Below are 24,094 nucleotides of genomic sequence, written 5' to 3'. Positions count from 1 at the left end.
TTGATCGGCGGGCGCGAGCCTGTAGCGTCGGACGTAGGCGACGGAGGGACCATGGCGCAGCGGATCGTGATCGTGGGCGGGGCCATCATGGGGTCGAGCCTCGCGTGGTGGCTGACGGAGCTGGGGCATCCGCCGGGCAAGATCACCGTGGTCGAACGCGATCCGACCTACGCCGAATGCGCCACCGCCTTTTCCAACAGCTGCATCCGTCAGCAATTCTCCAACCCGCTCAACATCGCGGTCAGCCAGTTCGGGGTCGAATGCATACGGTCGTTCGGGGCGCTGATGGGGGACGCGAGGGTGCCGCCGATCCAGTTCGACACCTTCGGCTATCTCTACCTCGCCGATACGCCCGCGCGGGCCGAGGCGCTGCGCCGGGCGCAGGCCGTGCAGGTGGCGGCGGGGGCGCGGACACGGCTTCTCGAGCGCGACGCGCTGGCCGACGCCTTCCCCTTCTATGCCCTCGACGACATCCTCCTCGGTTCGCACGGGCAGGACGAGGGCTACTTCGACGGCACCACGATGTTCGAATGGTGGCGCAGATGCGCGCGGGAACGGGGCGTGACCTATCTGGCCGAGACCGTCACGGGGATAGACACGGGGGGCGGACGGGCGCGGGGCGTGACACTGGCGTCAGGGGACCGGCTCGCGGCGGATGCGGTCGTCAACGTGGCCGGCACGCGGGGCGCGTCGGTGGCGCGGATGGCGGGGCTCGACCTGCCGGTGGAGCCCCGCAAGCGCTACACTTGGGTCTTCGAGGCGGCGCGGCCGCTCGACCGTCCGCTCCCGCTGACGATCGACCCCTCGGGCGTCCATGTCCGGCAGGACGGTGCGCTCTACATGGCCGGGGCCACGCCCGACGACGATCCGGCGGTCGACCCGGCCGACTTCGGCGGCGACTGGTCGATCTGGGAGGAGAAGGTCTGGCCCGCGCTCGCCTCCCGCATCCCCGCCTTCGAGGAGATCCGGGTGCGGCGGTCCTGGGTGGGGCATTACGACCTGAACACACTCGACCGGAACGCGGTGGTGGGCGCGCATCGGGAGCTACCGGGGTTCTATACGCTCAACGGCTTTTCCGGCCACGGCCTGCAACAGGCCCCCGCGATGGGCCGCGGCATGGCCGAGCTTCTGGTCCACGGCCGTTACCGGACGCTCGACCTCACGCCCTTTTCGCCGGACCGGATCGCCGACGGGCGCGCCTTCGCGGAGGCGGCGGTCATCTGACCCACCGCCATGTCACAGAACAATACCTCGCATTTGCCTAGATTTGGTCCGAATCGACCGGCAAACCGGGCTCCATGAAACAGCTCGTCCTCTCTCTCGCGGTTGCGATCGTCTGCGCCTTCGGTGCCTTGCCGTCCGCGGCGGCCGTCATCGGCACCTACACGCTCGACTACCGCACCGGCGGCAATGGCGATGCGCAGGGGCGCAGCCAGAACGCGAACGGCGTGCTCATCGCCGACGACGGCGTGACCTTCGCCGACAGCTTCGACTTCTCGGGCCTCGCCGGGTCGGTGATCGACAGCTTCGATCTCACCTTCACCTTCTCGGGCGCGGGGCCCGCCCTCTTCGGGATCCTCGAGAACTGGATCGTGACGGCATCGGCCTCCGACGCCGACGGCTCGGGCACGACCGAGGATCTCTTTGCCACGCTCGTCGATTCGCAGTCGCCCTGGACCGGGACCATCGACACGGGCACCGGAAGCGGCACGTTCTTCGCCGATGCAGTGGCGGGCCTCGGGATCGACTTCTCCTTCGACCAGACGGGTCTTGCCCTGGGCAACACCTTCCGGCTCGCCGACGTGACGCTCACCGTGAACGGGACGGCCGCTGTCGTGCCGCTGCCGGCACCGGTTGTTCTGTTGCTGACGGGGCTTTTGGGTCTCGGCCTCATGCGGCGACGCGCGACGCATGTGACCTGAAGGGGACCGGGGGCATGGTTTGGATCACACGTATCGCCGGGGCACTGGCCCTCTGCCTCGGGGTCGGCGTGGCCGCCGAGGCGGCGGTGCTCGGGACGTATACGCACGACTACGGGCGCGGGGCCGGTCAGGTCGCGCCCGATCAGGGCGGGCGTCTGCGGGGGAATTTCGTCCTCGTCCGCAACACCGCCGGCGGGGTGACCGACTTTCGCGACTCGATCGACCTGACCGGGCTCGACCCGACGGCGACGATCGACAGCATCGAGCTCGAACTCACCTTCGACCGCGCGGGCCCGAACGCGAACATCTCCGAGAACTGGTTCGTGGAGGTCTTCGGCACGGGCGCGGGCTTCGGCTTCAGCACCTTCGCCCTCCTGAGCGATGCGGCCTCGCCGCAGACGATCACGCTGCTGCCGGGATCGGACGCGTTTCAGGCGGCCTTGAACAACCTCAGCCTTGAATTCACCTTCCAGGAGCCGGGGACCGGGCGCACCGATACCTTCCGCCTGTTCAGCGCCCGCGTCACCGTCAACGGCACGACGGCGGTCGTGCCGCTGCCGGCTCCGGGGCTCTTGCTGCTTGGGGCACTCGGCGGGCTCGCCTTCGCGCGGCGCAAGGCCGGCGCGAAGGCCGCGCCGTCTCAGACGTAGCGGTTGAGGATGTTCTCCAGCCGCTCCTGACGGCCGGAGGCCGGGCGCGGGTTGATCCCTTCCTTCTCGACACGGGCCGCGATGGCTCCGAGATCGGACGTCAGCAGGTCCGCCTTCGCGTCCCAGCCGGCGTATCGCTTGGCGCGCGCCGCCTCCAGCTCTCCCCCTTCGATCATCGCGGCCGCGGCCTTCAGGCCCCGGGCGCAGACGTCCATCGCGCCGACATGGGCGGCGATCAGGTCGACCGGGTCGAGCGACTGCCGCCGCAGCTTGGCGTCGAAGTTGGTGCCGCCGGTGGTGAAGCCGCCCGCCTGCAGGATCTCGTAGTAGGCGCGGGCCACCTCGGGCACGTTGTCGGGGAACTGGTCGGTGTCCCAGCCGGACTGGTAGTCGTTCCGGTTCATGTCGATGGAGCCGAAGATGCCCAAGGCGCGCGCCATGGCCAGCTCGTGTTCGAAGCTGTGGCCGGCGAGGATGGCGTGGCCCTGTTCGAGGTTCATCTTCACCTCGCCCTCGAGGCCGAAGTCCTTGAGGAAGCCGTAGACCGTGGCGACGTCGTAGTCGTATTGGTGCTTCGTGGGCTCCTGCGGCTTGGGCTCGATCAGGATGGTGCCGTCGAAGCCGATCTTCCTGGCGTAGTCGACCACCATGCAGAGGAAGCGGCCCGCCTGCTCCCGCTCCTTCGCGAGGTCGGTGTTGAGAAGCGTCTCGTAGCCCTCGCGCCCGCCCCAGAGGACGTAGTTCTCGCCCCCGAGCTTCTTCGTCGCGTCGATGCAGGTCTTCACCGTCGCGGCGGCAAAGGCAAAGACGTCGGGGTCGGGGTTCGTCGCGGCCCCGGCCATGTAGCGGCGGTGCGAGAAGAGGTTGGCCGTGCCCCAGAGGAGCTTCGGGCCGCCCGCTTCCATCTTCTGGCCCATGTAGTCGGTGATCTCGTCGAGGCGCGCGGTGTTCTCGGCGAAGTCCGCGCCCTCGGGCCGGATGTCGGCGTCATGGAAGCAGTAGTAGGGCTGACCCAGCAGGGCGAACATCTCGAAGGCGGCATCGGCCTTCAGCTTGGCCAGCTCCATCGTCTCTCCGAACCACGGGCGCTCGAACGTCTGCCCGCCGAAGGGGTCGCCGCCAGGCCAGGCGAAGCTGTGCCACCAGGCGACGGCGAAGCGGAGGTGATCCTCCATCCGCTTGCCCATCACCAACTCGTCTGCGTCGTAGTGGCGGTAGGAGAGGTCGTCGGCCGCGTTCGGGTCGAATGTGACCGGGTCGATCCCGGCAAAAAAGTCGGTCATCTCAGAAATCCTTGAGGAGTTGGTAGGCGCGGCGGTAGCGGGAATGGCCCTCCGCGAAAGCGTCGGCGAGGGCCGGATCGGGGTCGATGCTCCGGGCAACGGCGGGCGGCGTGGCGATCTCGGCCCCCTCCCCCGTGGCGGCCATCCGGCCGAGACGCGCGGCCCCGAGCGCCGCGCCGAATTCGCCCTGCGCCGGCACGTCGAGCGGGAAGCCCAGGGTCGTCGCCAGCACCGAGAGCCAATGTTCGGACCGGGCCCCGCCCCCGAGCGCAAGCGCGCGCGAGATCGTGGTGCCCGTCGCCGCCAGCGCATCGCGGCTGTCGGCGAAGGCATAGGCCACGCCTTCCAGCACGGCGCGGGTCGCCGCCTGCGCGTCGGTGGCATGGTCGAGACCGAGGAACTGCCCCCGGATCGCGGCATCGTTGTGCGGCGTCCTTTCGCCGCCGAGGTACGGCAGGAAGAGCGGCTTGCCCGGCGCGGCGAGCGGCCCGAGGTCGGCGGTGAGCGCGCTCGCGGATTGCCCCGTGAGCCGCGACAGCCAGTTGAGCGCATCGGTCGCGGCGAGGATCACGCCCATCTGGTGCCAGGTGTCCGGCACGGCATGGCAGAAGGCGTGGACGGCCGTATCGGGGTCGGGGCGATAGCCGGCGTTGGCGGCGAACAGCACCCCGGAGGTACCGAGCGACAGGAACGCCGCGCCGTCCTTGACGCAGCCGGTGCCGATGGCGGCGGCGGCGTTGTCGCCCGCGCCGCCGGCGACGGGCACCTGCGGCAGGCCCACCTCGGCCGCGAGCCCCGCGCGCATGGTGCCCGAGGCCCCGGACCCTTCGACGAGCCGCGGCATGTGATCCCGTGTCAGGTGGCAGGCGGCGAGCAGCTCCTCCGACCAGTCGCGCGCCCCGGTGTCGAGCCAGCTCGTCCCGGCGGCATCGGACATATCGGAGGCATGTTCGCCCGTCAGGTAGAGGCGCAGGTAGTCCTTCGGCAGCAGGATCTTCTTCGTTCGTTCGAAGACCTCCGCCTCGTTCCGGCGCACCCATTCGGCCTTGGGCGCGGTGAAGCCGGGAAAGACGATATTGCCGGTGATGCGGCGAAAGGCCGGGGCGGCGTCCATCTCGGCTGCTTCGGCGTGGGCGCGCGTGTCATTCCAGAGAAGGCAGGGCCGCAGCGCCCGGTCGTCCGCGCCCACGAGGGTCGCGCCGTGCATGTGCCCGGCGAGGCCGATGCCCTGCAGGCCGCTGCAGTCGCGTTTGCCCGCCAGCGCGCGCAGCGCCTCGCGCGCCGCGTCGCACCAGCTTTCGGGCGACTGCTCCGACCAGCCGTCTTGCGGTCGCTCGACGGTTAGCGCGACGCTGTGCTCGGCCAGCACCCGGTCGCTTGCGTCGATCAGAATGGCCTTGAGCGACGACGTCCCGAGGTCGAGGCCGATGAACATCAGGCCGCGGCCTTCGGGTTCTTGCCGAGGATGATCATGCTGAGGATGTCGTCCTCGGTCACGTCCTCGACGCGCTCGGTGCCGACCATCTTGCCGTTCTTCATCACCGAGACCCGGTCGCAGAGCTCCATCATCTCGCGCGTGTCGTGGGAGATGAGGAAGATGCCCAGACCCTGCGCCTTCAGCTCCTGGATGAGATCGGCGACCATCTTGGTCTCGTGCACGCCAAGCGCCGCCGTGGGCTCGTCCATGATGAGGATGCGGGCGTTGAAGTAGACGGCGCGGGCGATGGCGACCGACTGTCGCTGCCCGCCCGAGAGCGCGCTGACCGGCTCGGTGATCTTGCGGAAGTTGGGGTTGAGGCGCGCCATGATCTTGCGCGTCTCGGCCTCCATCCTGGCATCGTCGACGAGGCCGAAGGCGTTGGTCAGCTCGCGCCCGAGGAAGAGGTTCGCCGGGGCCGGCAGATTGTCGGCCAGCGCGAGCGTCTGGTAGATCGTCTCGATGTTGTAGCGGCGGGCGTCGGCCGGAGACTTGATGTCGGCCTTCTGCCCGTCGATGCGGATCGTGCCCGCGTCGCGCTGATAAGCCCCCGAGAGGATCTTGATGAGCGTCGACTTGCCCGCGCCGTTGTGGCCAAGCAGGCCGACGACCTCGCCCGCGTGCAGATCGAGGCTGACGTCGTCGACGGCCCGGATACCGCCGAAGCTGATCGAGATGTTCTGAAGTTCGACAAGTGGCGTGGTCATCAGTCCCGGGCCCCCGTGCGCTTGCGGTAGATGATGTCGATCCAGACGGCGAGGACGAGGACGGAGCCCACCACGATGTTCTGGAGTGGCGCGTCGACGCCGACCATGGCCATGCCCGACTGCAGCGACTGCATGATGAGCGCGCCGATGATCGCCCCGTGGATCGTGCCGATCCCGCCCTTGAGCGCGGTGCCCCCGATGACGGCGGCGGCGATGACGCGGAGTTCGTCGAGGACGCCGATGTCGTTCGAGTGGTTCGTCAGGCGGGCCGAGGCCACAACCGCGGAGATCGCGCAGAGTACGCCCATCAGGGCGAAGATCTTGACCGTGAGCATCCGCGTGTCGATGCCCGACAGCTCCGCCGCGTCGGGGTTGCCGCCCGTGGCGAAAATGTAGCGCCCGAAGCGGGTGCGTTTCGCGATGACCGTCATCACGATGGCCACCGCGATCAGCAGGACGATGGAGATCGGTACGCCGTAGCCCTCGGTATAGCCCTCGGGCATTTCGAGGCCGGCAGCGTCGAAGCGGCGGGCAAGGACGCGCGAGGGCACCTCGTAGGCGTTCAGGAGCGCGACGAAGCCCAGGATGCCGCCCGCGACGATCGCCATGACGGTGGCCTCGGCCCACATCGGTTTCACGGGGAATTCATGCGCGATCTTGTTGCGCCGTGCCGCCAGAAGCGCCCAGATCGCCACGGCGACGGCGATCGCGCCGAGGATCCAGCTGCCGGTGACGCCGAGGGTGCCGTTGATGCCGCCGAACTTCTGGAACGTGCGGTCGAGCGGGCCAATCGTCTGGCCATTGGTCAGGTACCAGGCCACGTTGCGCCAGACGAGCAGGCCGCCGAGCGTCACGATGAAGGCCGGAATGGCGAGATACCCCACGAGGTAGCCGTGGAAGGCCCCGATGGCCGCGCCGGCGAGGATGCCGAAGGCGATGGCGACCCAGGCCGTCGCGGGATGGTTGAGGCCGAGGAGGTCGGGCATCAGCGCGGTCTGCGTCATCGCCATGACCGCGGAACAGGTGGCGAGGACCGATCCGACCGAGAGGTCGATATGGCGGGTGACGATGATGAAGACCATGCCGGTCGCCATGATGGCGACGGAGGCCGTCTGGATCGTCAGGTTGAAGAGGTTGCGCGGGGTGATGAAGCGCCCGCCCGAAGCGATGTCGAAGGCGACGGCGATCACGATAAAGGCCCCGATCATGCCCAGGAGGCGGGTGTCGAGGTCCAGCGCCTTCCAGCCCGAGCGGGGCGAGGCGGGGGACGTGGCTGTGTCGGTCATGGGGATCTCCGGTAGAGCGGGGCAAAGTCTTCGCTGAAGACTTTGGACAGGGTTTTCAGCGAAAACCCTGGGTCCGGATGGGCCCGCCCCGCGTGGGACGGGCCCAGTGTCAGATCAGTTGCAGGGCGCGGGGCCGTTCTCGACACCCTGGCAGAGCGCGTCGACCTCGATCCAGCCGGCATCCGTCACCGTGGTGAGGTTGTCGGCGGTCACCGGCACCGGCTCGAGGAAGATGGCGGTCATATCGGTGCCACCGGGCGAGGTCCAGGCCTGGGCGTTCTCGACGTCGGCGGCGGCGGTGCCACCGGCCAGCGCCACGGCGATCTCGGCCGCGGCGGTGCCGAGGTCACGGGCGTCCTTCCAGACCGAGACGGTCTGCGTGCCCATGGCGACGCGGTTCAGCGCGGCATGGTCGCCGTCCTGGCCCGAGACCGGGATGCCGTCGAGGCCCTGCGCCGTCAGCGCGGCGACCACGCCGCCTGCGGTTCCGTCGTTCGAGGCAACCACTGCGTCGACCGCATTGTCCTGCGCCGTCAGGATCTGCTCCATGTTGCGCTGCGCGTTCGCCGGCAGCCAGCCGTCGGTATAGGCCTCGCCTACGATGGTGATGTCGCCGGCATCGATGGCGTCCTGCAGGATCTCCTGCTGGCCGCCGCGCAGGAAGTCGGCGTTCGGATCGGTGGGCGAGCCCTTGATCATCACGTAGTTGCCCGTGGGCTGTGCGGCGAGCACGGCGCGGGCCTGCATCCGGCCGACCTCGACGTTGTCGAAGGTCAGGTAGAAGGCATAGGGATCCTCGATCAGGCGGTCATAGCCGACCACCGGAATGCCCTCGTTCTGGGCGGCGGTGACGGCGGGGCCGATGGCCTGGCTGTCCTGCGCGAGGATGATGAGCGCGTCGACGCCCTGTGCGATCAGGCTCTCGACGTCCGAAAGCTGCTTGGAGGCGGACGACTGCGCGTCGGCCGAGACGTAGGTGGCCCCGGCCGCTTCGAGAGCGGCGACGATGGCCGCCTCGTCGGTCTTCCAGCGCTCTTCCTGGAAGTTGGACCAGCTCACGCCCACGGTGGGCGAATGGCCGTCGGCCAGCGCGACACCGGCCGCGAAGGTCATCGAAGCGGCAACGGCCGCCGTCAAAAGGTTCTTCATGTTTTCCTCCCGTTACATCGCGGGTCGGGCACACCTTTGACGGGTGGCCGAGCCGGATGCCGTACCGAACCAAGTTTTTATTCGATTGTCAAAATTAATTTGACGGATGCGGACAAAGATCGTTCACTCGACCGCAGCCCGATGGGCGGGTAGACCTTTCGGGTGCCGCGTTTCGCGGCATTGGGAGGATTTTTAGTTGCAAAGCCGAACTAATGGGGCTTGACACGTCCGGTCGCCCCCGCACCGAGCTCGGCACCGGCGATGCGCCGGGCTGCGGCCCCCTGCGTGGCGCCCGGCAGTCCGGCGCACAGCCGCTGCGGCAGCAAATCTACGAACAGGTCCGCTCCGCCGGACACATCAGCCGCGCGGTACTCGCGAAAGACCTCGAGGTCTCGCCCGGATCGGTCACGCCGCTCGTTTCGGACCTGCTGGCGCAGGACCTACTCTACGAGGTACCCGACGAGTCGCAGCATCATGGCCGGGGCCGTCCTCCCGTCACGCTGGGCGTCAACCCGGGCCGCGGTCTCGTCGCGGGGCTGAAGTTGTCGGATCACGAGCATTCCGCCCTCCTCGTCGATCTGGCGGGCCATCCGGTCGCCTCGGCCACGCTGCCCCGTCGCGACGACGTGCGCAGCGTCGAGAGTCTTCTCGACGAGGTGGAGGCGCTCTTCGCGCGTCTGACCGAAGCGGCCGGGCCCGGCACGCCACCGATCCTGGGCATCGGGCTCGGGATGCCGGGCATGATCGACCATGCGACCGGGCGCCTCCGCTGGTCGCCGATCGTCAGCGATCGCGACGTCGACCTGGCCGCCGCCGTCTCGGCCCGCATGGGCCTGCCGGTTTCGGTCGACAACGACGCGAACCTGCTGACCATGGCGGAACTGTGGTTCGGGCGCGGGCGGAGCCTGTCGGATTTCGCCGTCGTCACCATCGAATACGGGGTGGGTCTCGGCCTCGTCGTCGACCATGCGCCCTACCGGGGCGGGCACGGCTACGGCATGGAACTCGGGCACACGAAGGTGCAACTCGACGGTGCGCTCTGCCGCTGCGGTCAAAGGGGGTGCCTCGAAGCCTACGTCGCCGATTTCGCCCTCGTCCGCGAGGCTCCGATCGCGCTCGATGGGGCCCTGCCCCCGCGCGGCAAGGTGCTCGAAGCGCTCTACGATCAGGCGAAGGACGGCAACGAGGCCGCGAAGGCGATCTTCGAGCGCGCGGCCCGCTATCTGGCGGTCGGGCTGGCGAACGTGGCGAATATCTTCGACCCGCGCCGGATCATCCTCTCGGGCAGCCGGATGCGCTATGACTACCTCTATGCCGAGGAGATGCTGGCCGAGGTGCCGAGCCTCACGCTGAACCGCCCACCCCCGATCGAGGTGAACGCCTGGGACGATCTGGTCTGGGCGCGCGGGGCTGCGGCGCTGGCGCTCTCGGATCTGACGCCGCGGCTCCTGGCATGAGGTGGCTGCCGGCCCTGCTTCTGGCCGCGCCCGCCTGTGCCGACCCGGTGTTCGAACCGGTCGCGGTGCCCGAGCATGTCTATGCCGGCGGCTGGGAACACTTCGTGGGCGGCGGCATCGCGGCGGTCGACTGTCGGGGCAACGGGTTGCCGTCGCTCGTGGCGGCAGGGGGCGCGGGGCCGACGGTCCTGCTGCTGAACGAGGGCGAGATGCAATTCGCGCGTGCGCCCTTCCCCGAGATCACGGGCGTCACCGGCGTCTATGCCCTCGACCTCGACGCGGACGGGGCCGACGACCTCGCCCTCTTGCGCGCGGGGACGAACGTCTTTCTCCGGGGCGACGGGGCCTGCGGTTTCGCCCCGCACGACTTCGGTGGCCTGCCGGACGGGGGCGACGCCTGGACGACGGCCTTCTCCGCGACCTGGGAGGCGGGCGACGCGCGGCCGACGCTCGCCTTCGGCAACTACGTCGACCGCGACGATCCCGAGGGGCCGTTCGGGGCCTGCGACGACAACCTCCTGGTGCGCCCCGAGGGCGACGGCTGGGCGGCGACGGTGCTGAGCCCCGGCTTCTGCGCGCTCTCGATCCTCTTCTCCGACGAGGACCGGGACGGGGCGGCGACGCTGCGCCTGTCGAATGACCGGCACTACTATCTGCGCGGCGGGGCGGAGCAGATGTACGCGCTTCGCGAGGACCGGTTTCTGGGCCCCGAGGACGGCTTCGAGGGGCCGTCGATCTGGGGCATGGGGATCGCCTCGCGCGATATCACGGGCGATGCGCGGCCCGATCTCGTGCTGACCTCGATGGGGGATCAGCTCACGATGCTCTCGACGGCGACGGGGCACGAGATGGCCCCCTTTGACATCGGCAGCTTCGCGCAGCGGCCCCATACCGGCGGCGACGGCCGGCCCTCGACCGGGTGGCACGCGGCCTTCGCAGATGTGGACAACGACGGGGACGCCGACCTCTTCATCGCCAAGGGCAACGTCGACCAGATGCCGGGCATGGCGATGGCCGATCCCAACAACCTCCTCCTCAACGAGGGCGGGCGCTTCCGGGAGGTGGCAGAGGCGGCGGGGGTGGCGTCGACCCACCGCGGACGCGGCGCGGTGTTGGCCGACCTCGACGCCGACGGACGGCTCGACCTCGCGGTGGTGAACCGCCGCGCCCCGCTCGAGATCTGGCGCAACGTGTCGGAGACGGGGCGCACGAGCGAGATCAGCCTGCAACAACCGGGCGGCAATGCCGCGGGCGTCGGGGCCTGGGTTGAACTGCGCACGCCCGCGGGCGTGCAGGTGCAGGAGGTGACGCTCGGCGGCGGCCACGCGGGCGGCTCGGTCCTGCCGCTGCACTTCGGCATCGGGACGGCGACCGAGGCGGAGGCGCGGGTGACATGGCCCGACGGGGAGCGCGGCCCGTGGGTCAGGGTCCTGCCGGGGCGCGTCACCTTGAGCCGCTAGGCGGGCCGCGACCCCGTGATCGAGTATTTTCGGCAGGAAGATGTGCGGGCTTCTTCCTGCTTCAAATACTCCAGGTCACTCCAGATCGACCGGGAGGCCCGAGGGAACGGAGCGCGGCGTGCCGAGCCGGCCTGACAAGGCCTCGGCATCGCGCAGGGTCTCCAGAAAGGCCATGAGCGCGGTGATCTCCTCCTCGGTCAGCCCCCTGTCGGGGCCGGAGATGCGGGCGGCGATGTCCTGCACCTGCGCCGGGTCGTCCATGACGGTCCAGTCTTCGGCGTCGAAATCCGGAAGCGCCACGTCGCGGGCATAGTCGCGCAGCGCTGCGCGGGGAGCGGCGTGGGCCGCGAGGAATTGGCGCAGGTTGGCGTAGGCTCCGGCGTGCCCCCAGGGGCCGGTCTCGGTGACGTTGCGCAGGGAAGGCGTGCGGAAGGCGTAACGGTCGGCCTCCGCCCCGGTCACGCGGAAGCGGCCGTCGTCGCGGGTGTGGCGCTCGAAGGCGGCGGCCTTGCCCGGGCCGAGCTGCGGCTGGCCGGTGACGTGGAAGCCGTGATCGGTCTGGAACGGGCCGGAATGGCAGGACGCGCAGTCGAGCGCGCCATAGAAGAGCTCCAACCCTTCGAGCGCGCGGGGCGGCAGCTCCCCTTCGCCGCGCAGCCAGGCGTCGAAGGGGGAGGTGTCGCTGCGCCATTCGTGTTCGACGAACTGGGCAATGGCGTCGGAGATGTCGGTGAAGTCGAGCGTGTCGTCGCCGGGAAAGGCCGCCTCCCACATCTCCACGTATTCGGGTATCGCGCGGACGCGGGCCGACAGCTTTTCCCACGCGCCGTCGGGGCCGGTGATGAAGCCCTGCCGCACGGCCTGCGCGATCTCGTTCTCGGAGTAGTGCCCGGCCATCTCGTCGGCGGAGAGAACGGGGAACATCGTCTGCGCCGAGAGGAGCGTGTCGAACCCCTCGACCATCTCGGGGCCCATGGGCGTGCGCAGGCCCGCCTCCGTTTCCTCGATGCGGCCGTCATGGAACATGACGGTGAATTCATGCGCCCCGAGATTCCAGAGCGCGGGGGCATTGCGGGGAATGCGGTCTTCCGGCGGGTTCTCCGGGTCGACCGCACGCTCCGGCCCGAGGCCGGCACCCCCCTCGCCAAGGCCCAGCGACAAGCCGTCGCCGGTGCCGAACCGCGGGTGATGGCATGTCCCGCAGGAGATGTTGCGATTGCCCGAGAGGATCGGATCCCAGAAGAGGAGCCGCCCGAGGGCGACCTTGGCCGGGTCGGTGACGCGGTAGTCGCCGTCGGTCACGGGGGCGGGAAACTCCATCGCCGCGGCGGGCGAGACGAGGACACAAAGGGCAAGAACACGCATCATGCCGCGAATAGAACCATGCCCGCCATGCCACGGCAACGCCGAGACGACGGCGATAGCCGCAGCGCGGCGGAAATGCTGGCCTTTCGCCCGGTTTGACGGTAACGCGCCGCCAACCCCCTGTTTCCGAGGCACCCCATGGACCTTCGCAATATTGCGATCATCGCACACGTCGACCACGGCAAGACGACGCTCGTGGACGAACTCCTCAAGCAATCCGGCACCTTCCGCGAAAACCAGGCGACGACCGAGCGCGCGATGGATTCGAACGACCTGGAGCGGGAGCGGGGGATCACCATCCTCGCCAAGGCGACCTCGGTCGAGTGGAAGGGCACCCGCATCAACATCGTCGATACGCCCGGCCACGCCGATTTCGGCGGCGAGGTGGAGCGCATCCTGTCGATGGTGGACGGGGTCGTCCTGCTGGTGGACGCCGCCGAGGGGCCGATGCCGCAAACGAAGTTCGTGACCTCGAAGGCGCTCGCGCTCGGGCTGCGGCCGATCGTGGTGCTCAACAAGGTGGACAAGCCCGACGCGGAGCCGGACCGGGCGCTCGACGAGTGCTTCGACCTCTTCGCCAACCTCGGGGCCGACGACGATCAGCTCGACTTCCCCGCGATGTACGCAAGCGGCCGCAGCGGCTGGGCCGATATGGAGCTCGACGGGCCGCGCGAGGATCTGTCGGCGCTCTTCGACCTGATCGTGGAGCACGTTCCCGCTCCGAAGCAGGTAGAGGACCGCGACAAGCCGTTCCGCATGCTGGCCACCACGCTCGGGGCCGATCCGTTCATCGGCCGGCTTCTGACGGGCCGGGTCGAGTCGGGCACGTTGAAGGCCGGGCAGACGATCCACGCGCTCAGCCGCGAGGGCGACCGGATCGAGCAGTTCCGCTGCACCAAGATCCTCGCCTTCCGGGGCTTGCAGCAGCAGCCGATCGATGTAGCCGAGGCCGGCGACATCGTCTCCATCGCCGGCATGTCGAAGGCGACCGTGGCCGACACGCTGGCCGATACGTCGATCGACGTGCCCCTGCCCGCGCAGCCCATCGACCCGCCGACCATCACCGTGACCTTCGGTATCAACGACAGCCCGCTTGCGGGCCGCGACGGCAAGAAGGTGCAGAGCCGGGTCATCCGCGACCGCCTGATGAAAGAGGCCGAAACCAACGTCGCCATCAAGATCAGCGACACGCCGGGCGGTGAGGCCTTCGAGGTCGCCGGCCGGGGCGAATTGCAGATGGGCGTGCTGATCGAGAACATGCGCCGCGAGGGATTCGAGCTCAGCATCTCGCGTCCGCAGGTGCTCTTCCAGGAGATCGATGGGGAGCGGCACGAGCCGGTCGAGGAAGTCACCATCGACGTCGACGACGAATACTCCGGCGCGGTCATCGAGAAGATCACCGGCACCCGCAAGGGCGAACTGGTGGAGATGAAGCAGTCGGGCGCGGGCAAGACCCGGATCATCGCGCATGTGCCCTCGCGCGGCCTGATCGGCTATCACGGCGAATTCCTCACCGACACGCGCGGGACCGGCGTGATGAACCGCGTGTTCCACGAGTGGGCCCCCTACAAGGGCGCGATTCCGGGGCGGCGTGCGGGCGTGCTGATCTCCATGGAGGACGGTGTTTCCGTCGCCTATGCGATCTTCAACCTGGAGGATCGCGGCAAGTTCTTCATCGGCGCGCAGGAGCAAGTCTACCAGGGCATGATCATCGGCGAGCACAGCCGCGACAACGACCTGGAAGTGAACCCTCTGAAGGGCAAGAAACTGACGAACGTGCGGGCGAGTGGCACCGACGAGGCCGTGCGCCTGACGACGCCGGTGCGCATGTCGCTCGAGGAAGCCATCGCCTACATCGACAACGACGAGCTGGTGGAGGTCACGCCGAACTCCATTCGCCTGCGCAAGCGTTACCTCGACCCGCACGAGCGCAAGCGGCAGGCCCGCGCGGCGGGCTGAATCGCAAGTACGGAAAACCCTGCCCTTTCAACGAGTAGGGAAATCCTGACTGTCCCGAAGGGGCCAAAGGATGAAAGCTAGGGCCATGTCGGACACTCCGGCGTGGCCCAATTCATTTTCATCCCAAGGAGATTTCCCATGGCCTCTTTCGTTCAGGACTTCCAGATCATCCGTTAGGACCCGCTGCTCATCGGCGACGGTGCCCCGCGCAACAACCGCGAGGAGCGCCATGTCTCCTTCCGGATGCACGACATCCAGACGACGGAGCCCTGCATCCTGCATTTCGAGGTCAAGCATCTGACCGTGGCCAACGAGAACCCGGCGGTGGAGATCAACAACACCCGCGTCGGCGAGATCCAGCGCCATTTCATGCGCTCCAAGGGGTCGGACGGCGAGGTGAACTTCTGGCTGCACCAGAGCCTGATCGTGCCCGCGAACGTGGTGAAGAACGGCGCGAACACGCTGGAGATCAGCGCGCCGGGCTGGAAGGACTCGAACAACAGCGACCGCTACGACGACTTCCAGATCCGCAACATCGTGATCTTCTACCGCACGCGCCTGCTCGCAGATACGCGAGTGAGATGACTTGCGCCGCCCCCGGCCCGGGCCCGGGGCTTCGCTTCCATTCCATGCGAGTGCAACAGACCCGGCTGCGTCGGCATCCCGGCGGATCGGACAGTCCGCTTCGTGCGGGGCCCGCCCTCACCCCAGCACCACCTCCATCGCCGCCCCAAGCCGCAACAACCTCTCCTCCTGCATCGGCGGGCAGAGCGCCATGACGCCGCACATCGGCACGCCTGTCGGCAAGGTCAGGCCGCAGAGGCCGAGGACGTTGCCGACACGGGTGTTGCGGAGCGCCATCAGGTTCTCCTCGACGTAGTACGCCTCATCCGTCATCAGCCGCGCGCGGTCCGGCGGCAGGATCGCCGCGGTCGGCAGGATCACCGCGTCGTAGCCCGCCGTCGCGCGCAGGTAGGCAGCCTCCGCCGCCCGCCGCTTGCGGTGCGCGTCGAGGACATCGGCGGCGGACGTGTCGCGCCCCTGCCGGAAGCGTTCGAGGATGCGGTCGAACATCAGCTGCGGGTTCGCCTCGATCACCTCCCGCCAGATTGCATAACCCTCAGGCGCGAAGAGAAGCGGGGTCAGGTCCATCGCCTCCTGCACGGCGGCGACGGTGGCGCGCGTCACGATGGCACCCGCATCTTCGAACCGGTCGACCGCATGTTTGAAAGCCGCGCGGGGCGCGTCGCGGCTGGTGTCGGCGTAGTCGGCGAGCACGAGGAGGCGCTTGCCCCGAAGTGTCGCCCCCGCGAGATCGGCGGGTCGGCCGCCTTCGAGGAGCGCGAGCGCAAGGGCCGCGTCCTCGACGCTGCGCGCAAGCGGCCCGATCGTGTCCATCGTCTCAACGAGCGGCACCGTCCCGGTCGCGTCGACCCGGCCGAGCGTCGTCTTGAGGCCCACGAGGTCATTCCAGGCCGAGGGGTTGCGCACCGAACCGCCGGTGTCCGACCCGATGGCGAGCGGGGCCAGCCCCAAAGCCACCGAGGCCGCCGCCCCCGAGGACGACCCGCCCGGTACCAGCGCCGCGTCGTGCCGGTTCGGCGGCGTGGCCGTCACCGGGTTGAGGCCGAGGCCCGAGAAGGCCAGCTCGCTCATATGCGTCTTGCCCAGGCAGACCGCGCCCCCGTGGGTCGCGTTCGCCAGCACGGCCGCATCCTCCGCCGGTATCCGCCCCTTCAGGAGCGCCGAGCCCGCCTCCGTCGCCACGCCCGCGCTGTCGAAGAGGTCTTTCCAGCTGACCGGCACCCCGTCGAGCGGTCCGCGCCGCAACCCGGCGCGCGCCCGATCCGCCGCCGCGGCGGCTTCGACGCGGGCACGGTCCTCGGTCAGACGGGCGTAGATCTGGCGATCCGGGTCACGCTCGGCGATCGCGGCAAGATACGTCTCGCAGAGCGCCTCCGGGTCGATCTCGCCCCGCGCAATGCCCCGCCCGAGGTCCGCCGCACTCGCCCACAACCACTCCTGCATCTCCGCCTCCGGCATAGTGTCGCGCGTCACGCTAGAGACGGTCTGCGGGTTGGACAATGGCGGCGGCGCGCGCATATCTGGCGCATGACCACAGACGTCCTCATCGTCGGCGGGGGCCTGAGCGGCCCGCTCACGGCACTCGCCCTGGCCGAGACCGGCCTCCGCTCCACCGTGATCGACGCGCAGCCCCGCGCCACATTCGACGGCAACTTCGACGGCCGCGCCTATGCGATGGCGCTCGGGTCGGTCCGCCTCCTGCGCGCGCTCGGGCTCTGGGACGAGCTTGCCGAGCGGGCACAGCCGATGACCGGCATCCGCGCCAGCGACGGCCGCGCCGGCGAGGGTGCGTCGCCATTGCACCTGTCGTTCGAGGCCGCCGAGATCGGGGAACCCTTCATGGGCCAGATGATCGAGGACCGGCACCTGCGCCCCGCCCTGCTGGCCGCCTGCGAGGCAAGCGAGCGCATCGAGATGCGCTTCGGTACCACCGTCACAGCGCAGCACGTCACCGCGCGCGGCGTGGAGGTCGACGCCGGCGAGACGCTCCGAGCGCGCCTCCTCCTCGGGGCCGACGGACGGAAGAGCGGCGTGGCGGAGCGGGCCGGCATCTCCCGCTCGGGGCGCGACTACGGCCAGACAGCGCTCGTCTGCGCGGTCGAACACGAGCGGCCGCACGAGGGCGTTGCCCACCAGTTCTTCATGCCGGCCGGTCCGCTGGCGATCCTGCCGCTCCGGGGCAACCGCTCCAGCATCGTCTGGACGGAGGACGCCGCCACGGCCGCCAATCTCGACGCCCTGTCCGACGCGGCCTACCTCGACATCCTGCGCCCACGCTTCGGAGACTTCCTCGGCGCGATCCGCCTCGCCGGGGCGCGGCACAGCTATCCGCTCAACCTGACGCTCGCCAACGCCTTCGTGGCAGACCGCGTCGCGCTCGTGGGGGATGCCGCCCATGGCATCCACCCGATCGCGGGACAGGGCCTTAACCTCGGCGTGAAGGACGTGGCCGCCCTCGCGGACGTGCTCGGTGCCGCCCGCGCGCGCGGGGAGGACATCGGCGCGCCCGACGTCCTGGCCCGCTACCAGCGGTGGCGGCGGTTCGACACCTCGGTCATGGGCGTCGCCACCGACGCGGTGAACCGGCTCTTCTCGAACGACAATCCGCTCCTGCGCCTCGGTCGGGATCTCGGCATGGGCGCGATCTCCGCCATGCCCGCCCTGCGCCGCAAGTTCATCGCCGAGGCCGCGGGGATCACCGGCGACCTGCCACGGCTGATGCGCGCGTGATCTGGCGTCGGACGATCGGGGAACCCCGTGCCGACATCGCGCCGTCGGCGGTTCCCGGCGCGCTCCACGCGACGCTTCTGTCGCGCGACATGCCTGAAACCGTCGCGCAGATCATCGCCGCCGCGCCCGAGATCGCCGCCGACCGGCGCATCTCCGCGATGCTGGCCCGCAGGTCGCGGCGACCGCGTCGCTCCTCCATGCCCGAGGGCTGGTTCGAGCCGGTGGACATGGCCCGCCAGGTCCGAACCGCGCAGGCGCTCTGGGCCGAGGACATCGCCATGAGCAACGACCCTCGCGCGCGGATCTACCCGCACGCCGCACCGGCCGAGATCACCGCCTTCCTCACCTTCCTGTCGGAGCGGCTCGGCGTGGCACCGGGGGCCGCGTCCTTCAAATACGACCGGCCCGACCGCGCCGCGCGCGCGGCGACGAGCGGCCTCGGCAATCATGCCTTCAACAAGCGATTCCGCCTGCTGGCCCGGATGCGGGCCAAGCTCATCCGCTACCGCAAGGAATTGCGCTTCCTGTCCTACCGCGTCACCGGCAAGGCCGGCCTTCTGGCCGACGTGACACCTGCCGACATGGAACGCGACATCTGGTCGGCGGCCTTCGTGGCCTACTACGCCGCCCGCAAACGCCGGCGCAGCGCCTTCACCAACACCGCACAGGACCGGCCCTTCGACGACCTTTGCGCGGCGCTTCTGGAACGGGCGACGAACTGGCCCCTCCTCGCCCGCGTCCTGCCCGAGCCACGCGTGCTGGCGCATCTTGACGAGGGCGAGAAGGGACGGCTCATCGGGGCCTGGACGATGATCCTGCGGGACGTGGCCGACGACCTCTGGGAGATCTGGCAGCGCAGCGATATCGACCTCGACACGATGATCGTGAAGCGCGGCAACGACTCGAGCAGCTGGAACATCGCCGCGCAGGCGTGGAACAGCGCCCGCACCGGATGGATCGCCACGCAGCAGGCCATGGGAATGGACGCGCTCCTCGACCACATACTGCCGGGCAAGGTGCTGCGGCTGATGGCGGCGGACGTCGCCTATTGGCACCGGGCCACCGGCGGCGCGCTGCACCCCGATACGGCGGTCTGGGCCGAACTGCCCTACCCTTGGGACGTGATGCGCGGGACGGCCTTCTGCGGGCGGGCGAGCGTCGATGCGGCCTGCCGGCGCGCGGGGCTGGACCCGGTCAAATCCGGCTGGTCGGCCCCGCTCGTCTCCACCACGGCCGTGCCCTACGCCCCGACGCCGGAGCTCGTCCACGGCGTCACCGTCGCCTCGCCGGAGATGGCCGCGGTTCTGCGCAAGGCCGGGTGGTTCTCGGGCAAAACCTGATCTAGGGTCGCGACGCGGGGTAGCTCAGCGGCAGAGCGGTCGGCTCGTCATCCGATTGGACGTGGGTTCGATCCCCACCCCCGCGCTCAATCCAGCTTGCGCGCCTCGTCGACCAGCATGATCGGGATGCCCCCCCGGATCGGATACGCCAGCCGCGCCGACTTCGACACGAGCTCCTGCGCCTCGGCATCGTAGCTGAGCGGCCCGTTCGTCTGCGGACAGACGAGCGCCTCGAGCATCTTGCGGTCGTGGTGCATCTTGCCCTCGCCGTCACTCATTGCAGCACGCTCTCGCCTTCACCGCCGCGCAAGGCGAATTCCATGAGTGTCACGACCGTCTCGCGCCGGGTGGCGAGGCTGGGCGCTTCGAGAAGGGCCTGTTTCTCCTCCGGCTCGAACGGGCAGAGCATGGAGAGCGAATTGATGAGCAATTCCTCCTCCGCGTCCTTCAGGCTGTCCCAGTCGGTCGAGAGCGACTGCGCCTCGAAGTAGCGGTGCAGCAGGTCGAGGAAGGCCGGGCGGTCGAACGCCTTGTCGACTTCGGGCTTGCCGAGGTCGCGGTCGAAGCCGGCCCAGTCGACATCGGCCTGCAGGTAGGGCTGAAACCCGGTGATCTCCCGCGTAATCCGATAGCGCGAGATGCCAGAGAGCGTGACCATGTAGCGGCCGTCCTCCGTCTCCGACAGCTGGGTCAGCCGGCCCGCGCAGCCGATCGACTGCAACGCCCGCCCGTCGCCCGTCTTCTGCGCGCGGGGCTGGACCATGCCGATCAACCGGTGCTCGGTCTTCAGCGTATCGTCGATCATCTGCAGGTAGCGCGGCTCGAAGATGTGCAGCGGCAGCCGCGCCCGCGGCAGCATCAGCGCCCCGGGCAGCGGGAAGACAGGGATCGTCGGCGGAAGGTCGTTCGCTCGAAACATGCAAGGCGACCTAGGGCGACGGGGCCGTCAGGCAAAGATCATCGAGGAGAGTTTGCGGCGACCTTTAAGCACAACCGGATCGGTGGGCTTGAGCGCGTCGAAGATCGTGAAGAGCTGCGCACGGGCCGCGCCGTCGTTCCACTCCCGGTCGCGGCGGAACAACTCGAGCAGATGCTCGACCGCGTCCTCGGTCTGGCCGTTCGCCTGAAGCGCCGCGGCGAGGTCGTAGCGCGCCTGATGATCGTCCGGGTTCGCCTCGACCGCGGCGGTCAGCTCGGCCACGGGGCCCGCATCCGCCGCCTGCCGGGCGAGCGCCAGCTGCGCGCGTGCCGCCTCGATCTCGGGGCTCGCGGCGATCGCCTCGGGCGCGCCGTCGATCAGGGCCGCCGCCTGGTCCGTCTCGCCGAGTGCCAGATGCGCGCGGATGAGGCCGCCATAGGCCGCCGCGTTCTCCGGCTCCTCGCCCAGAACGGCGGCGAAGGTCTGCGCCGCATCCACGGCCTCTCCGGCCTCGAGCATCTCCTCGGCGGCGGCGACGGCCTCGGCCAGACCGGCGTCCTCGCCCCAGCCGCCGAGCGCGGCGACGCGGTTGACGAACTCGGTCACCTCGTTCTGGCTGATCGCGCCCTGGAAGCCGTCGACCGGCTTGCCCTCGAAGAAGGCATAGACCGTCGGGATCGACTGGATCTGAAGCTGCGCGGCGATCTGCTGGTTGCGGTCCACGTCCACCTTGGCCATGCGCACCGCGCCCTTCTGCGCGACGACGGCCTGTTCGAGCTGCGGCCCGAGCGTCTTGCAGGGGCCGCACCAGGGGGCCCAGAAGTCCACGATCACCGGCGTCGTCATCGAGACCTCGACGACCTCGGCCATGAAATCCATCTCGTTCACGTCCTTCACGAGGTCGGTCGGGGCGTCGGTCTGCGGCTGGCCAAGTTCGATCATCGGGCGGACTCCTCTGTTGGCACGCTATATGCGCGCGGGGCCCGCGGTTTCCAACCCTTCAGAGGTCGAAGGTGGCGAGCACCGGCGCGTGGTCCGAAGGCTTCTCCCAGCCGCGCACATGGCGCAGCACGCGCGAGCCGTGGGCGGCGTTCGCAATGTCGGGCGTGGCCCAGACATGGTCGAGCCGACGGCCCTTGTCGGCTGCGTCCCAGTCGGGCGAGCGATAGGACCACCAGGAATAGAGATTGCCCTCCGGGATGTCCTTGCGCGTCACGTCGACCCATCCGCCCGCCTCCTGCGCCGCGCCGAGCGCCTCCACCTCGACAGGCGTGTGGCTGACGACCTTGAGGAGCTTCTTGTGATCCCAGACGTCGTCCTCGCGCGGGGCGATGTTCAGGTCGCCCACAAGGATCGACTTCGTCGGGGCCTCGGCATGGAAGGCATCGCGCATGTCGGCGAGGTAGTCGAGCTTCTGCCCGAACTTCTCGTTCACGGCCCGGTCGGGCGTGTCGCCGCCGGCGGGGACGTAGAAATTGTGGATGATCACCCCGTTTTCGAGCCGACCTGCGATGTGGCGCGCGTGACCGAGACCCGCGTGATCGACGGCTCCCGCCTCCTCCATCGGCAGCTTCGACAGGATGGCGACGCCGTTGTAGCCCTTCTGCCCGCGCGCGACCATGTGACGGTAGCCGAGCGCCGCGAAGCCTTCGGTCGGGATCTTCTCGACCGGCGACTTGCACTCCTGCAGGCAGAGTACGTCCGGGGCCTCCTCCTCGAGGAACCGCAGGACCAGCGCCTCGCGCAGGCGGACCGAGTTGATGTTCCAGGTGGCGAGCGTAAAGGACATGGGAAGGCTCCGGGGGTTGGGTCCGGACTTTCTGACAGGCGGCGAAGCACGGGGCCAGCCCTTCGCGCTCGAAGGCTATCCGGCGAGGGGCCATCCCCTCGCGCTCCCCGGCGTATTTTCAGCCAGCGGAAGACGGCGGCCCGTCGATGGGCAGGCACCGGGAGAGGGCGGCGAGCACAAGCAGGATCAGGAGCCCGCCGAGCGCATAGATGCCCATGACCAGTCGCACATCCGCTTCGGGCATCTGCCCCACGTCCGTCGTCGAGGAGGCCGCGACCCAGAGCGTGGCCGCGAAGAAGAGCCGCCCGAGGAGGCTTTGCAGCGACAGGTACGTCGCGCGCGTTCCGTCGGCGAGGAGCGGCTGGATCCGCGCGATGAGGAAAGGCCGCGCGAGCGCGTCCGGCACCATCCGGCTGAGCAGGAGGAGCACGGCAAGCGGCCCCGTCGCGATAGCGAGCGCCCCGGGCAGCGCCAGTTGCAACGCGAAGGCCCCGAGCAGCATCGCCGTCAGTCCGACCGCCGCCCGCAGGCGCGGCGCGACGAGCGAGACGGCGAGCGAGACCGTCATCATCGCCGCGGTGATCGCCCCGCTGACGAGCGGCGTCTCATCGGCGAGGCCGGTGCCGGCGAGCGCCCGCTCGATGAAAGGCTGGCCGAAGACGAAGGGAACGTGGCTGAAGGCGTACATCACGACGGCGAGCGACGAGAGCCAGAGCAGCACCGGCTGATGCACCGCCTCGCGCAGGAGCGTCAGGCGCGGTGGACCGGTCGGATCCGTCGCGGCCTTCGCCGGTTCGCGGAACATCAGCGTCACGGCAAGGAGCGCCCCGAAGGCCACGGCGCTGGCCCAATAGGACCAAGTCAGGTCGAACCGGGCGAGCGCCCCGCCCAGCAGGGCCGAGAGTGCGAGGGCGGCGAAGCCCGCACGCCAGCCTATGAGTTCCTGCCGCTCGACCTCCGCCTCTCGCCCCTCGGCGGTGAGCGACTCGTAGAGAAGCGACGTGTCCGTGCCCGACACGAAGGCCGCCTGCACAGCAAGCAGCACCTGCGCCAGCGCGAACCACCAGAACGGCCCGCCCACCGCCTGCATCGACGCCGTGGCAAGGCCCGCGACTGCCGCCACCATGAGCGTCCGCCGCCGCCCCCAGTTGTCCGAGAGCCAGCCCGACGGAACCTCGAGCACCGTCGTCGCGACGTCGTAGATCGCGTAGAGCAGGATCGCCTCGGCCGCTGAGAGCTCCGCCTGCAGGTAGAGGAACCAGACGGCCTGCCAGAAGATCAGACCGCCGAAGAACTTGTACCAGGGATAGAGGGCGACGTTCCGTCTCAAAGCCGCTCCACCAGGAAGCGCCGGAAGGGCGCGAACGTCTCGATCCGGTCGGTCAGGGCCGCGACGAGACCGTCGCCCGTCTCGCGCCAGCCGGCGGGAAGCGAATGGCTCAGCACGAGCGCCTTGCGGCGGAGGAGATCGCCGTGCGGATGCTCCGGGTCATAGGGTTTCGGCACGCGCTTGAGCGGTTCGGGCCCGAAATGCGCGACGTCAGCGCCCGTCTCCGCCATCACCTCGACGAGGCGATCGCCCCAGGTATCGACCATGGCGCGCCAGCGGCGCAGCGTCTCCCCCTGGAAGCCAACCATGCCGCAGGCCACCACGGTCGTGTCGGGTTCCACCCCGAAGTAGAAGACGGGCGCGAGCGCGTCCTTGTCGCCCGACTCCCACGTCATGCCGAGATGGGTCTTGTAGGGTGTCTTGTCCTTCGAAAAGCGCACGTCGCGGTAGATGCGGAAGACCTTGCCCGTATGCGCATCGCCGGTGATCCGGCTCACCTCCTCGGCCATGATCGTGTTGAGAAGCTTCGCCGGCCCCTCGATGTCGCGTTTCCAGTCGTCCTTCCGGGCCTCGAACCAATCCTTGGTGTTGTTGCGGGCAAGCTGGCCGTAGAAGGCCTGCGCCCGTTCGACCATTTCCGTAAAACCGTCCGACATCGCTTGCCTTTCCGCTGGCGTGACTCGAAG

Annotated in this window: 22 protein-coding genes and 1 tRNA gene; 10 read left to right on the top strand and 13 right to left on the bottom strand. The window is 69.2% G+C overall.

Annotated elements, in window-relative coordinates:
- Positions 1 to 51 precede the first annotated feature (51 nt).
- The 3 genes from HSX43_RS00750 (at position 52) to HSX43_RS00740 (ending at position 2,572) form a co-directional block, all read left to right on the top strand.
- Positions 52 to 1,224 (top strand): NAD(P)/FAD-dependent oxidoreductase, encoded by a 1,173-nt coding sequence (locus tag HSX43_RS00750; protein ID WP_179378175.1) that lies wholly within the window; start codon positions 52 to 54, stop codon positions 1,222 to 1,224.
- Positions 1,225 to 1,298: 74 nt separating this feature from the next.
- Positions 1,299 to 1,922 carry a VPLPA-CTERM sorting domain-containing protein gene (locus HSX43_RS00745; RefSeq protein ID WP_179378174.1) on the top strand — a complete coding sequence of 208 codons (624 nt, stop codon included), beginning with the start codon at positions 1,299 to 1,301 and terminating at the stop codon, positions 1,920 to 1,922.
- A 14-nt stretch (positions 1,923 to 1,936) separates the two neighbouring features.
- Positions 1,937 to 2,572 carry a hypothetical protein gene (locus HSX43_RS00740; protein ID WP_179378173.1) on the top strand — a complete coding sequence of 212 codons (636 nt, stop codon included), beginning with the start codon at positions 1,937 to 1,939 and terminating at the stop codon, positions 2,570 to 2,572.
- Here HSX43_RS00740 and xylA read toward each other — a convergent pair.
- From xylA to xylF, 5 genes are all read right to left on the bottom strand, one after another.
- Positions 2,563 to 3,855 (bottom strand): xylose isomerase, encoded by a 1,293-nt coding sequence (gene xylA / locus HSX43_RS00735; protein WP_179378172.1) that lies wholly within the window; start codon positions 3,853 to 3,855, stop codon positions 2,563 to 2,565. The genes HSX43_RS00740 and xylA overlap by 10 nt on opposite strands.
- A 1-nt stretch (position 3,856) precedes the next feature.
- Positions 3,857 to 5,290: a xylulokinase gene (gene xylB / locus HSX43_RS00730; protein WP_179378171.1), complete on the bottom strand. Its 1,434-nt coding sequence runs from the start codon at positions 5,288 to 5,290 to the stop codon at positions 3,857 to 3,859.
- On the bottom strand, positions 5,290 to 6,039 hold the full coding sequence (locus HSX43_RS00725) for an ATP-binding cassette domain-containing protein (RefSeq protein WP_179378170.1): 750 nt from the start codon (positions 6,037 to 6,039) through the stop codon (positions 5,290 to 5,292). The genes xylB and HSX43_RS00725 overlap by 1 nt, the downstream gene beginning before the upstream one ends.
- The gene (locus tag HSX43_RS00720; RefSeq protein WP_179378169.1) at positions 6,039 to 7,325 is read right to left on the bottom strand and encodes a sugar ABC transporter permease; all 1,287 of its coding nucleotides are present in this window, start codon (positions 7,323 to 7,325) and stop codon (positions 6,039 to 6,041) included. The genes HSX43_RS00725 and HSX43_RS00720 overlap by 1 nt, the downstream gene beginning before the upstream one ends.
- A 114-nt stretch (positions 7,326 to 7,439) precedes the next feature.
- A complete protein-coding gene (gene xylF / locus HSX43_RS00715) occupies positions 7,440 to 8,474 on the bottom strand; it encodes a D-xylose ABC transporter substrate-binding protein (RefSeq protein WP_179378168.1) in 1,035 nt (344 codons plus the stop codon).
- A gap of 212 nt (positions 8,475 to 8,686) precedes the next feature.
- On the opposite strand from xylF, the gene HSX43_RS00710 reads away from it, so the two are divergent.
- Positions 8,687 to 9,931, top strand: coding sequence for an ROK family protein (locus HSX43_RS00710; protein ID WP_179378167.1), 1,245 nt, complete (start codon positions 8,687 to 8,689; stop codon positions 9,929 to 9,931).
- Positions 9,928 to 11,391, top strand: coding sequence for a CRTAC1 family protein (locus tag HSX43_RS00705; protein ID WP_179378166.1), 1,464 nt, complete (start codon positions 9,928 to 9,930; stop codon positions 11,389 to 11,391). The genes HSX43_RS00710 and HSX43_RS00705 overlap by 4 nt, the downstream gene beginning before the upstream one ends.
- 75 nt (positions 11,392 to 11,466) lie before the next feature.
- Here the strand turns inward: HSX43_RS00705 and HSX43_RS00700 are convergent, their stop codons facing one another.
- Positions 11,467 to 12,759 (bottom strand): cytochrome-c peroxidase, encoded by a 1,293-nt coding sequence (locus HSX43_RS00700; protein ID WP_179378165.1) that lies wholly within the window; start codon positions 12,757 to 12,759, stop codon positions 11,467 to 11,469.
- 135 nt (positions 12,760 to 12,894) lie between these two features.
- On the opposite strand from HSX43_RS00700, the gene typA reads away from it, so the two are divergent.
- Together typA and HSX43_RS00690 are read left to right on the top strand one after the other, a co-directional pair.
- On the top strand, positions 12,895 to 14,715 hold the full coding sequence (typA, locus tag HSX43_RS00695; RefSeq protein WP_179378164.1) for a translational GTPase TypA: 1,821 nt from the start codon (positions 12,895 to 12,897) through the stop codon (positions 14,713 to 14,715).
- A 243-nt stretch (positions 14,716 to 14,958) separates the two neighbouring features.
- Positions 14,959 to 15,300, top strand: a complete 342-nt coding sequence (locus HSX43_RS00690) for a hypothetical protein (RefSeq protein WP_179378163.1) — start codon at positions 14,959 to 14,961, stop codon at positions 15,298 to 15,300.
- Between the two features lie 117 nt (positions 15,301 to 15,417).
- Here HSX43_RS00690 and HSX43_RS00685 read toward each other — a convergent pair whose 3' ends face one another.
- Positions 15,418 to 16,743 (bottom strand): amidase, encoded by a 1,326-nt coding sequence (locus HSX43_RS00685; RefSeq protein WP_179378162.1) that lies wholly within the window; start codon positions 16,741 to 16,743, stop codon positions 15,418 to 15,420.
- A gap of 84 nt (positions 16,744 to 16,827) precedes the next feature.
- On the opposite strand from HSX43_RS00685, the gene HSX43_RS00680 reads away from it, so the two are divergent.
- The 3 genes from HSX43_RS00680 (at position 16,828) to HSX43_RS00670 (ending at position 19,456) form a co-directional block, all read left to right on the top strand.
- Complete coding sequence (locus tag HSX43_RS00680) at positions 16,828 to 18,030, top strand: FAD-dependent monooxygenase (RefSeq protein WP_179378161.1); 1,203 nt, start codon at positions 16,828 to 16,830, stop codon at positions 18,028 to 18,030.
- The gene (locus tag HSX43_RS00675) at positions 18,027 to 19,370 is read left to right on the top strand and encodes a hypothetical protein (RefSeq protein ID WP_179378160.1); all 1,344 of its coding nucleotides are present in this window, start codon (positions 18,027 to 18,029) and stop codon (positions 19,368 to 19,370) included. Before HSX43_RS00680 ends, HSX43_RS00675 begins: the two co-directional genes overlap by 4 nt.
- A gap of 13 nt (positions 19,371 to 19,383) precedes the next feature.
- A tRNA-Thr gene (locus HSX43_RS00670) sits at positions 19,384 to 19,456 on the top strand.
- Here HSX43_RS00670 and HSX43_RS00665 read toward each other — a convergent pair.
- The 6 genes from HSX43_RS00665 to HSX43_RS00640 form a co-directional block, all read right to left on the bottom strand.
- On the bottom strand, positions 19,457 to 19,648 hold the full coding sequence (locus tag HSX43_RS00665) for a Trm112 family protein (RefSeq protein ID WP_179378159.1): 192 nt from the start codon (positions 19,646 to 19,648) through the stop codon (positions 19,457 to 19,459). It abuts the tRNA gene before it with no gap.
- On the bottom strand, positions 19,645 to 20,289 hold the full coding sequence (locus HSX43_RS00660; protein ID WP_179378158.1) for an LON peptidase substrate-binding domain-containing protein: 645 nt from the start codon (positions 20,287 to 20,289) through the stop codon (positions 19,645 to 19,647). The genes HSX43_RS00665 and HSX43_RS00660 overlap by 4 nt, the downstream gene beginning before the upstream one ends.
- Positions 20,290 to 20,316: 27 nt before the next feature.
- Entirely contained in the window at positions 20,317 to 21,231 is a 915-nt protein-coding gene (locus HSX43_RS00655) for a tetratricopeptide repeat protein (protein WP_179378157.1), read from the bottom strand.
- A gap of 58 nt (positions 21,232 to 21,289) precedes the next feature.
- On the bottom strand, positions 21,290 to 22,078 hold the full coding sequence (locus tag HSX43_RS00650) for an exodeoxyribonuclease III (RefSeq protein WP_179378156.1): 789 nt from the start codon (positions 22,076 to 22,078) through the stop codon (positions 21,290 to 21,292).
- A gap of 118 nt (positions 22,079 to 22,196) precedes the next feature.
- Positions 22,197 to 23,408, bottom strand: coding sequence for an MFS transporter (locus HSX43_RS00645; RefSeq protein ID WP_235962433.1), 1,212 nt, complete (start codon positions 23,406 to 23,408; stop codon positions 22,197 to 22,199).
- Positions 23,405 to 24,064: a DUF2461 domain-containing protein gene (locus HSX43_RS00640; RefSeq protein WP_179378155.1), complete on the bottom strand. Its 660-nt coding sequence runs from the start codon at positions 24,062 to 24,064 to the stop codon at positions 23,405 to 23,407. Before HSX43_RS00640 ends, HSX43_RS00645 begins: the two co-directional genes overlap by 4 nt.
- Positions 24,065 to 24,094: the final 30 nt, after the last annotated feature.

This window comes from Jannaschia marina, from assembly GCF_013404595.1.
GTDB classification, from domain to species: Bacteria; Pseudomonadota; Alphaproteobacteria; order Rhodobacterales; family Rhodobacteraceae; genus Jannaschia; species Jannaschia marina.
The sequence above is the reverse complement of the archived record's forward strand: the minus strand, read 5'-3'. Positions and strand labels throughout refer to the sequence as shown.

Bases quoted from the DNA above. Each gene is read 5' to 3' on its own strand.
- HSX43_RS00750 (WP_179378175.1), top strand. From the start codon at position 52: ATGGCGCAGCGGATCGTGATCGTGGGCGGGGCCATCATGGGGTCGAGC.
- HSX43_RS00745 (WP_179378174.1), top strand. From the start codon at position 1,299: ATGAAACAGCTCGTCCTCTCTCTCGCGGTTGCGATCGTCTGCGCCTTC.
- HSX43_RS00740 (WP_179378173.1), top strand. From the start codon at position 1,937: ATGGTTTGGATCACACGTATCGCCGGGGCACTGGCCCTCTGCCTCGGG.
- xylA (WP_179378172.1), bottom strand. From the start codon at position 3,855: ATGACCGACTTTTTTGCCGGGATCGACCCGGTCACATTCGACCCGAAC.
- xylB (WP_179378171.1), bottom strand. From the start codon at position 5,290: ATGTTCATCGGCCTCGACCTCGGGACGTCGTCGCTCAAGGCCATTCTG.
- HSX43_RS00725 (WP_179378170.1), bottom strand. From the start codon at position 6,039: ATGACCACGCCACTTGTCGAACTTCAGAACATCTCGATCAGCTTCGGC.
- HSX43_RS00720 (WP_179378169.1), bottom strand. From the start codon at position 7,325: ATGACCGACACAGCCACGTCCCCCGCCTCGCCCCGCTCGGGCTGGAAG.
- xylF (WP_179378168.1), bottom strand. From the start codon at position 8,474: ATGAAGAACCTTTTGACGGCGGCCGTTGCCGCTTCGATGACCTTCGCG.
- HSX43_RS00710 (WP_179378167.1), top strand. From the start codon at position 8,687: ATGGGGCTTGACACGTCCGGTCGCCCCCGCACCGAGCTCGGCACCGGC.
- HSX43_RS00705 (WP_179378166.1), top strand. From the start codon at position 9,928: ATGAGGTGGCTGCCGGCCCTGCTTCTGGCCGCGCCCGCCTGTGCCGAC.
- HSX43_RS00700 (WP_179378165.1), bottom strand. From the start codon at position 12,759: ATGATGCGTGTTCTTGCCCTTTGTGTCCTCGTCTCGCCCGCCGCGGCG.
- typA (WP_179378164.1), top strand. From the start codon at position 12,895: ATGGACCTTCGCAATATTGCGATCATCGCACACGTCGACCACGGCAAG.
- HSX43_RS00690 (WP_179378163.1), top strand. From the start codon at position 14,959: ATGCACGACATCCAGACGACGGAGCCCTGCATCCTGCATTTCGAGGTC.
- HSX43_RS00685 (WP_179378162.1), bottom strand. From the start codon at position 16,743: ATGCAGGAGTGGTTGTGGGCGAGTGCGGCGGACCTCGGGCGGGGCATT.
- HSX43_RS00680 (WP_179378161.1), top strand. From the start codon at position 16,828: ATGACCACAGACGTCCTCATCGTCGGCGGGGGCCTGAGCGGCCCGCTC.
- HSX43_RS00665 (WP_179378159.1), bottom strand. From the start codon at position 19,648: ATGAGTGACGGCGAGGGCAAGATGCACCACGACCGCAAGATGCTCGAG.
- HSX43_RS00660 (WP_179378158.1), bottom strand. From the start codon at position 20,289: ATGTTTCGAGCGAACGACCTTCCGCCGACGATCCCTGTCTTCCCGCTG.
- HSX43_RS00655 (WP_179378157.1), bottom strand. From the start codon at position 21,231: ATGATCGAACTTGGCCAGCCGCAGACCGACGCCCCGACCGACCTCGTG.
- HSX43_RS00650 (WP_179378156.1), bottom strand. From the start codon at position 22,078: ATGTCCTTTACGCTCGCCACCTGGAACATCAACTCGGTCCGCCTGCGC.
- HSX43_RS00640 (WP_179378155.1), bottom strand. From the start codon at position 24,064: ATGTCGGACGGTTTTACGGAAATGGTCGAACGGGCGCAGGCCTTCTAC.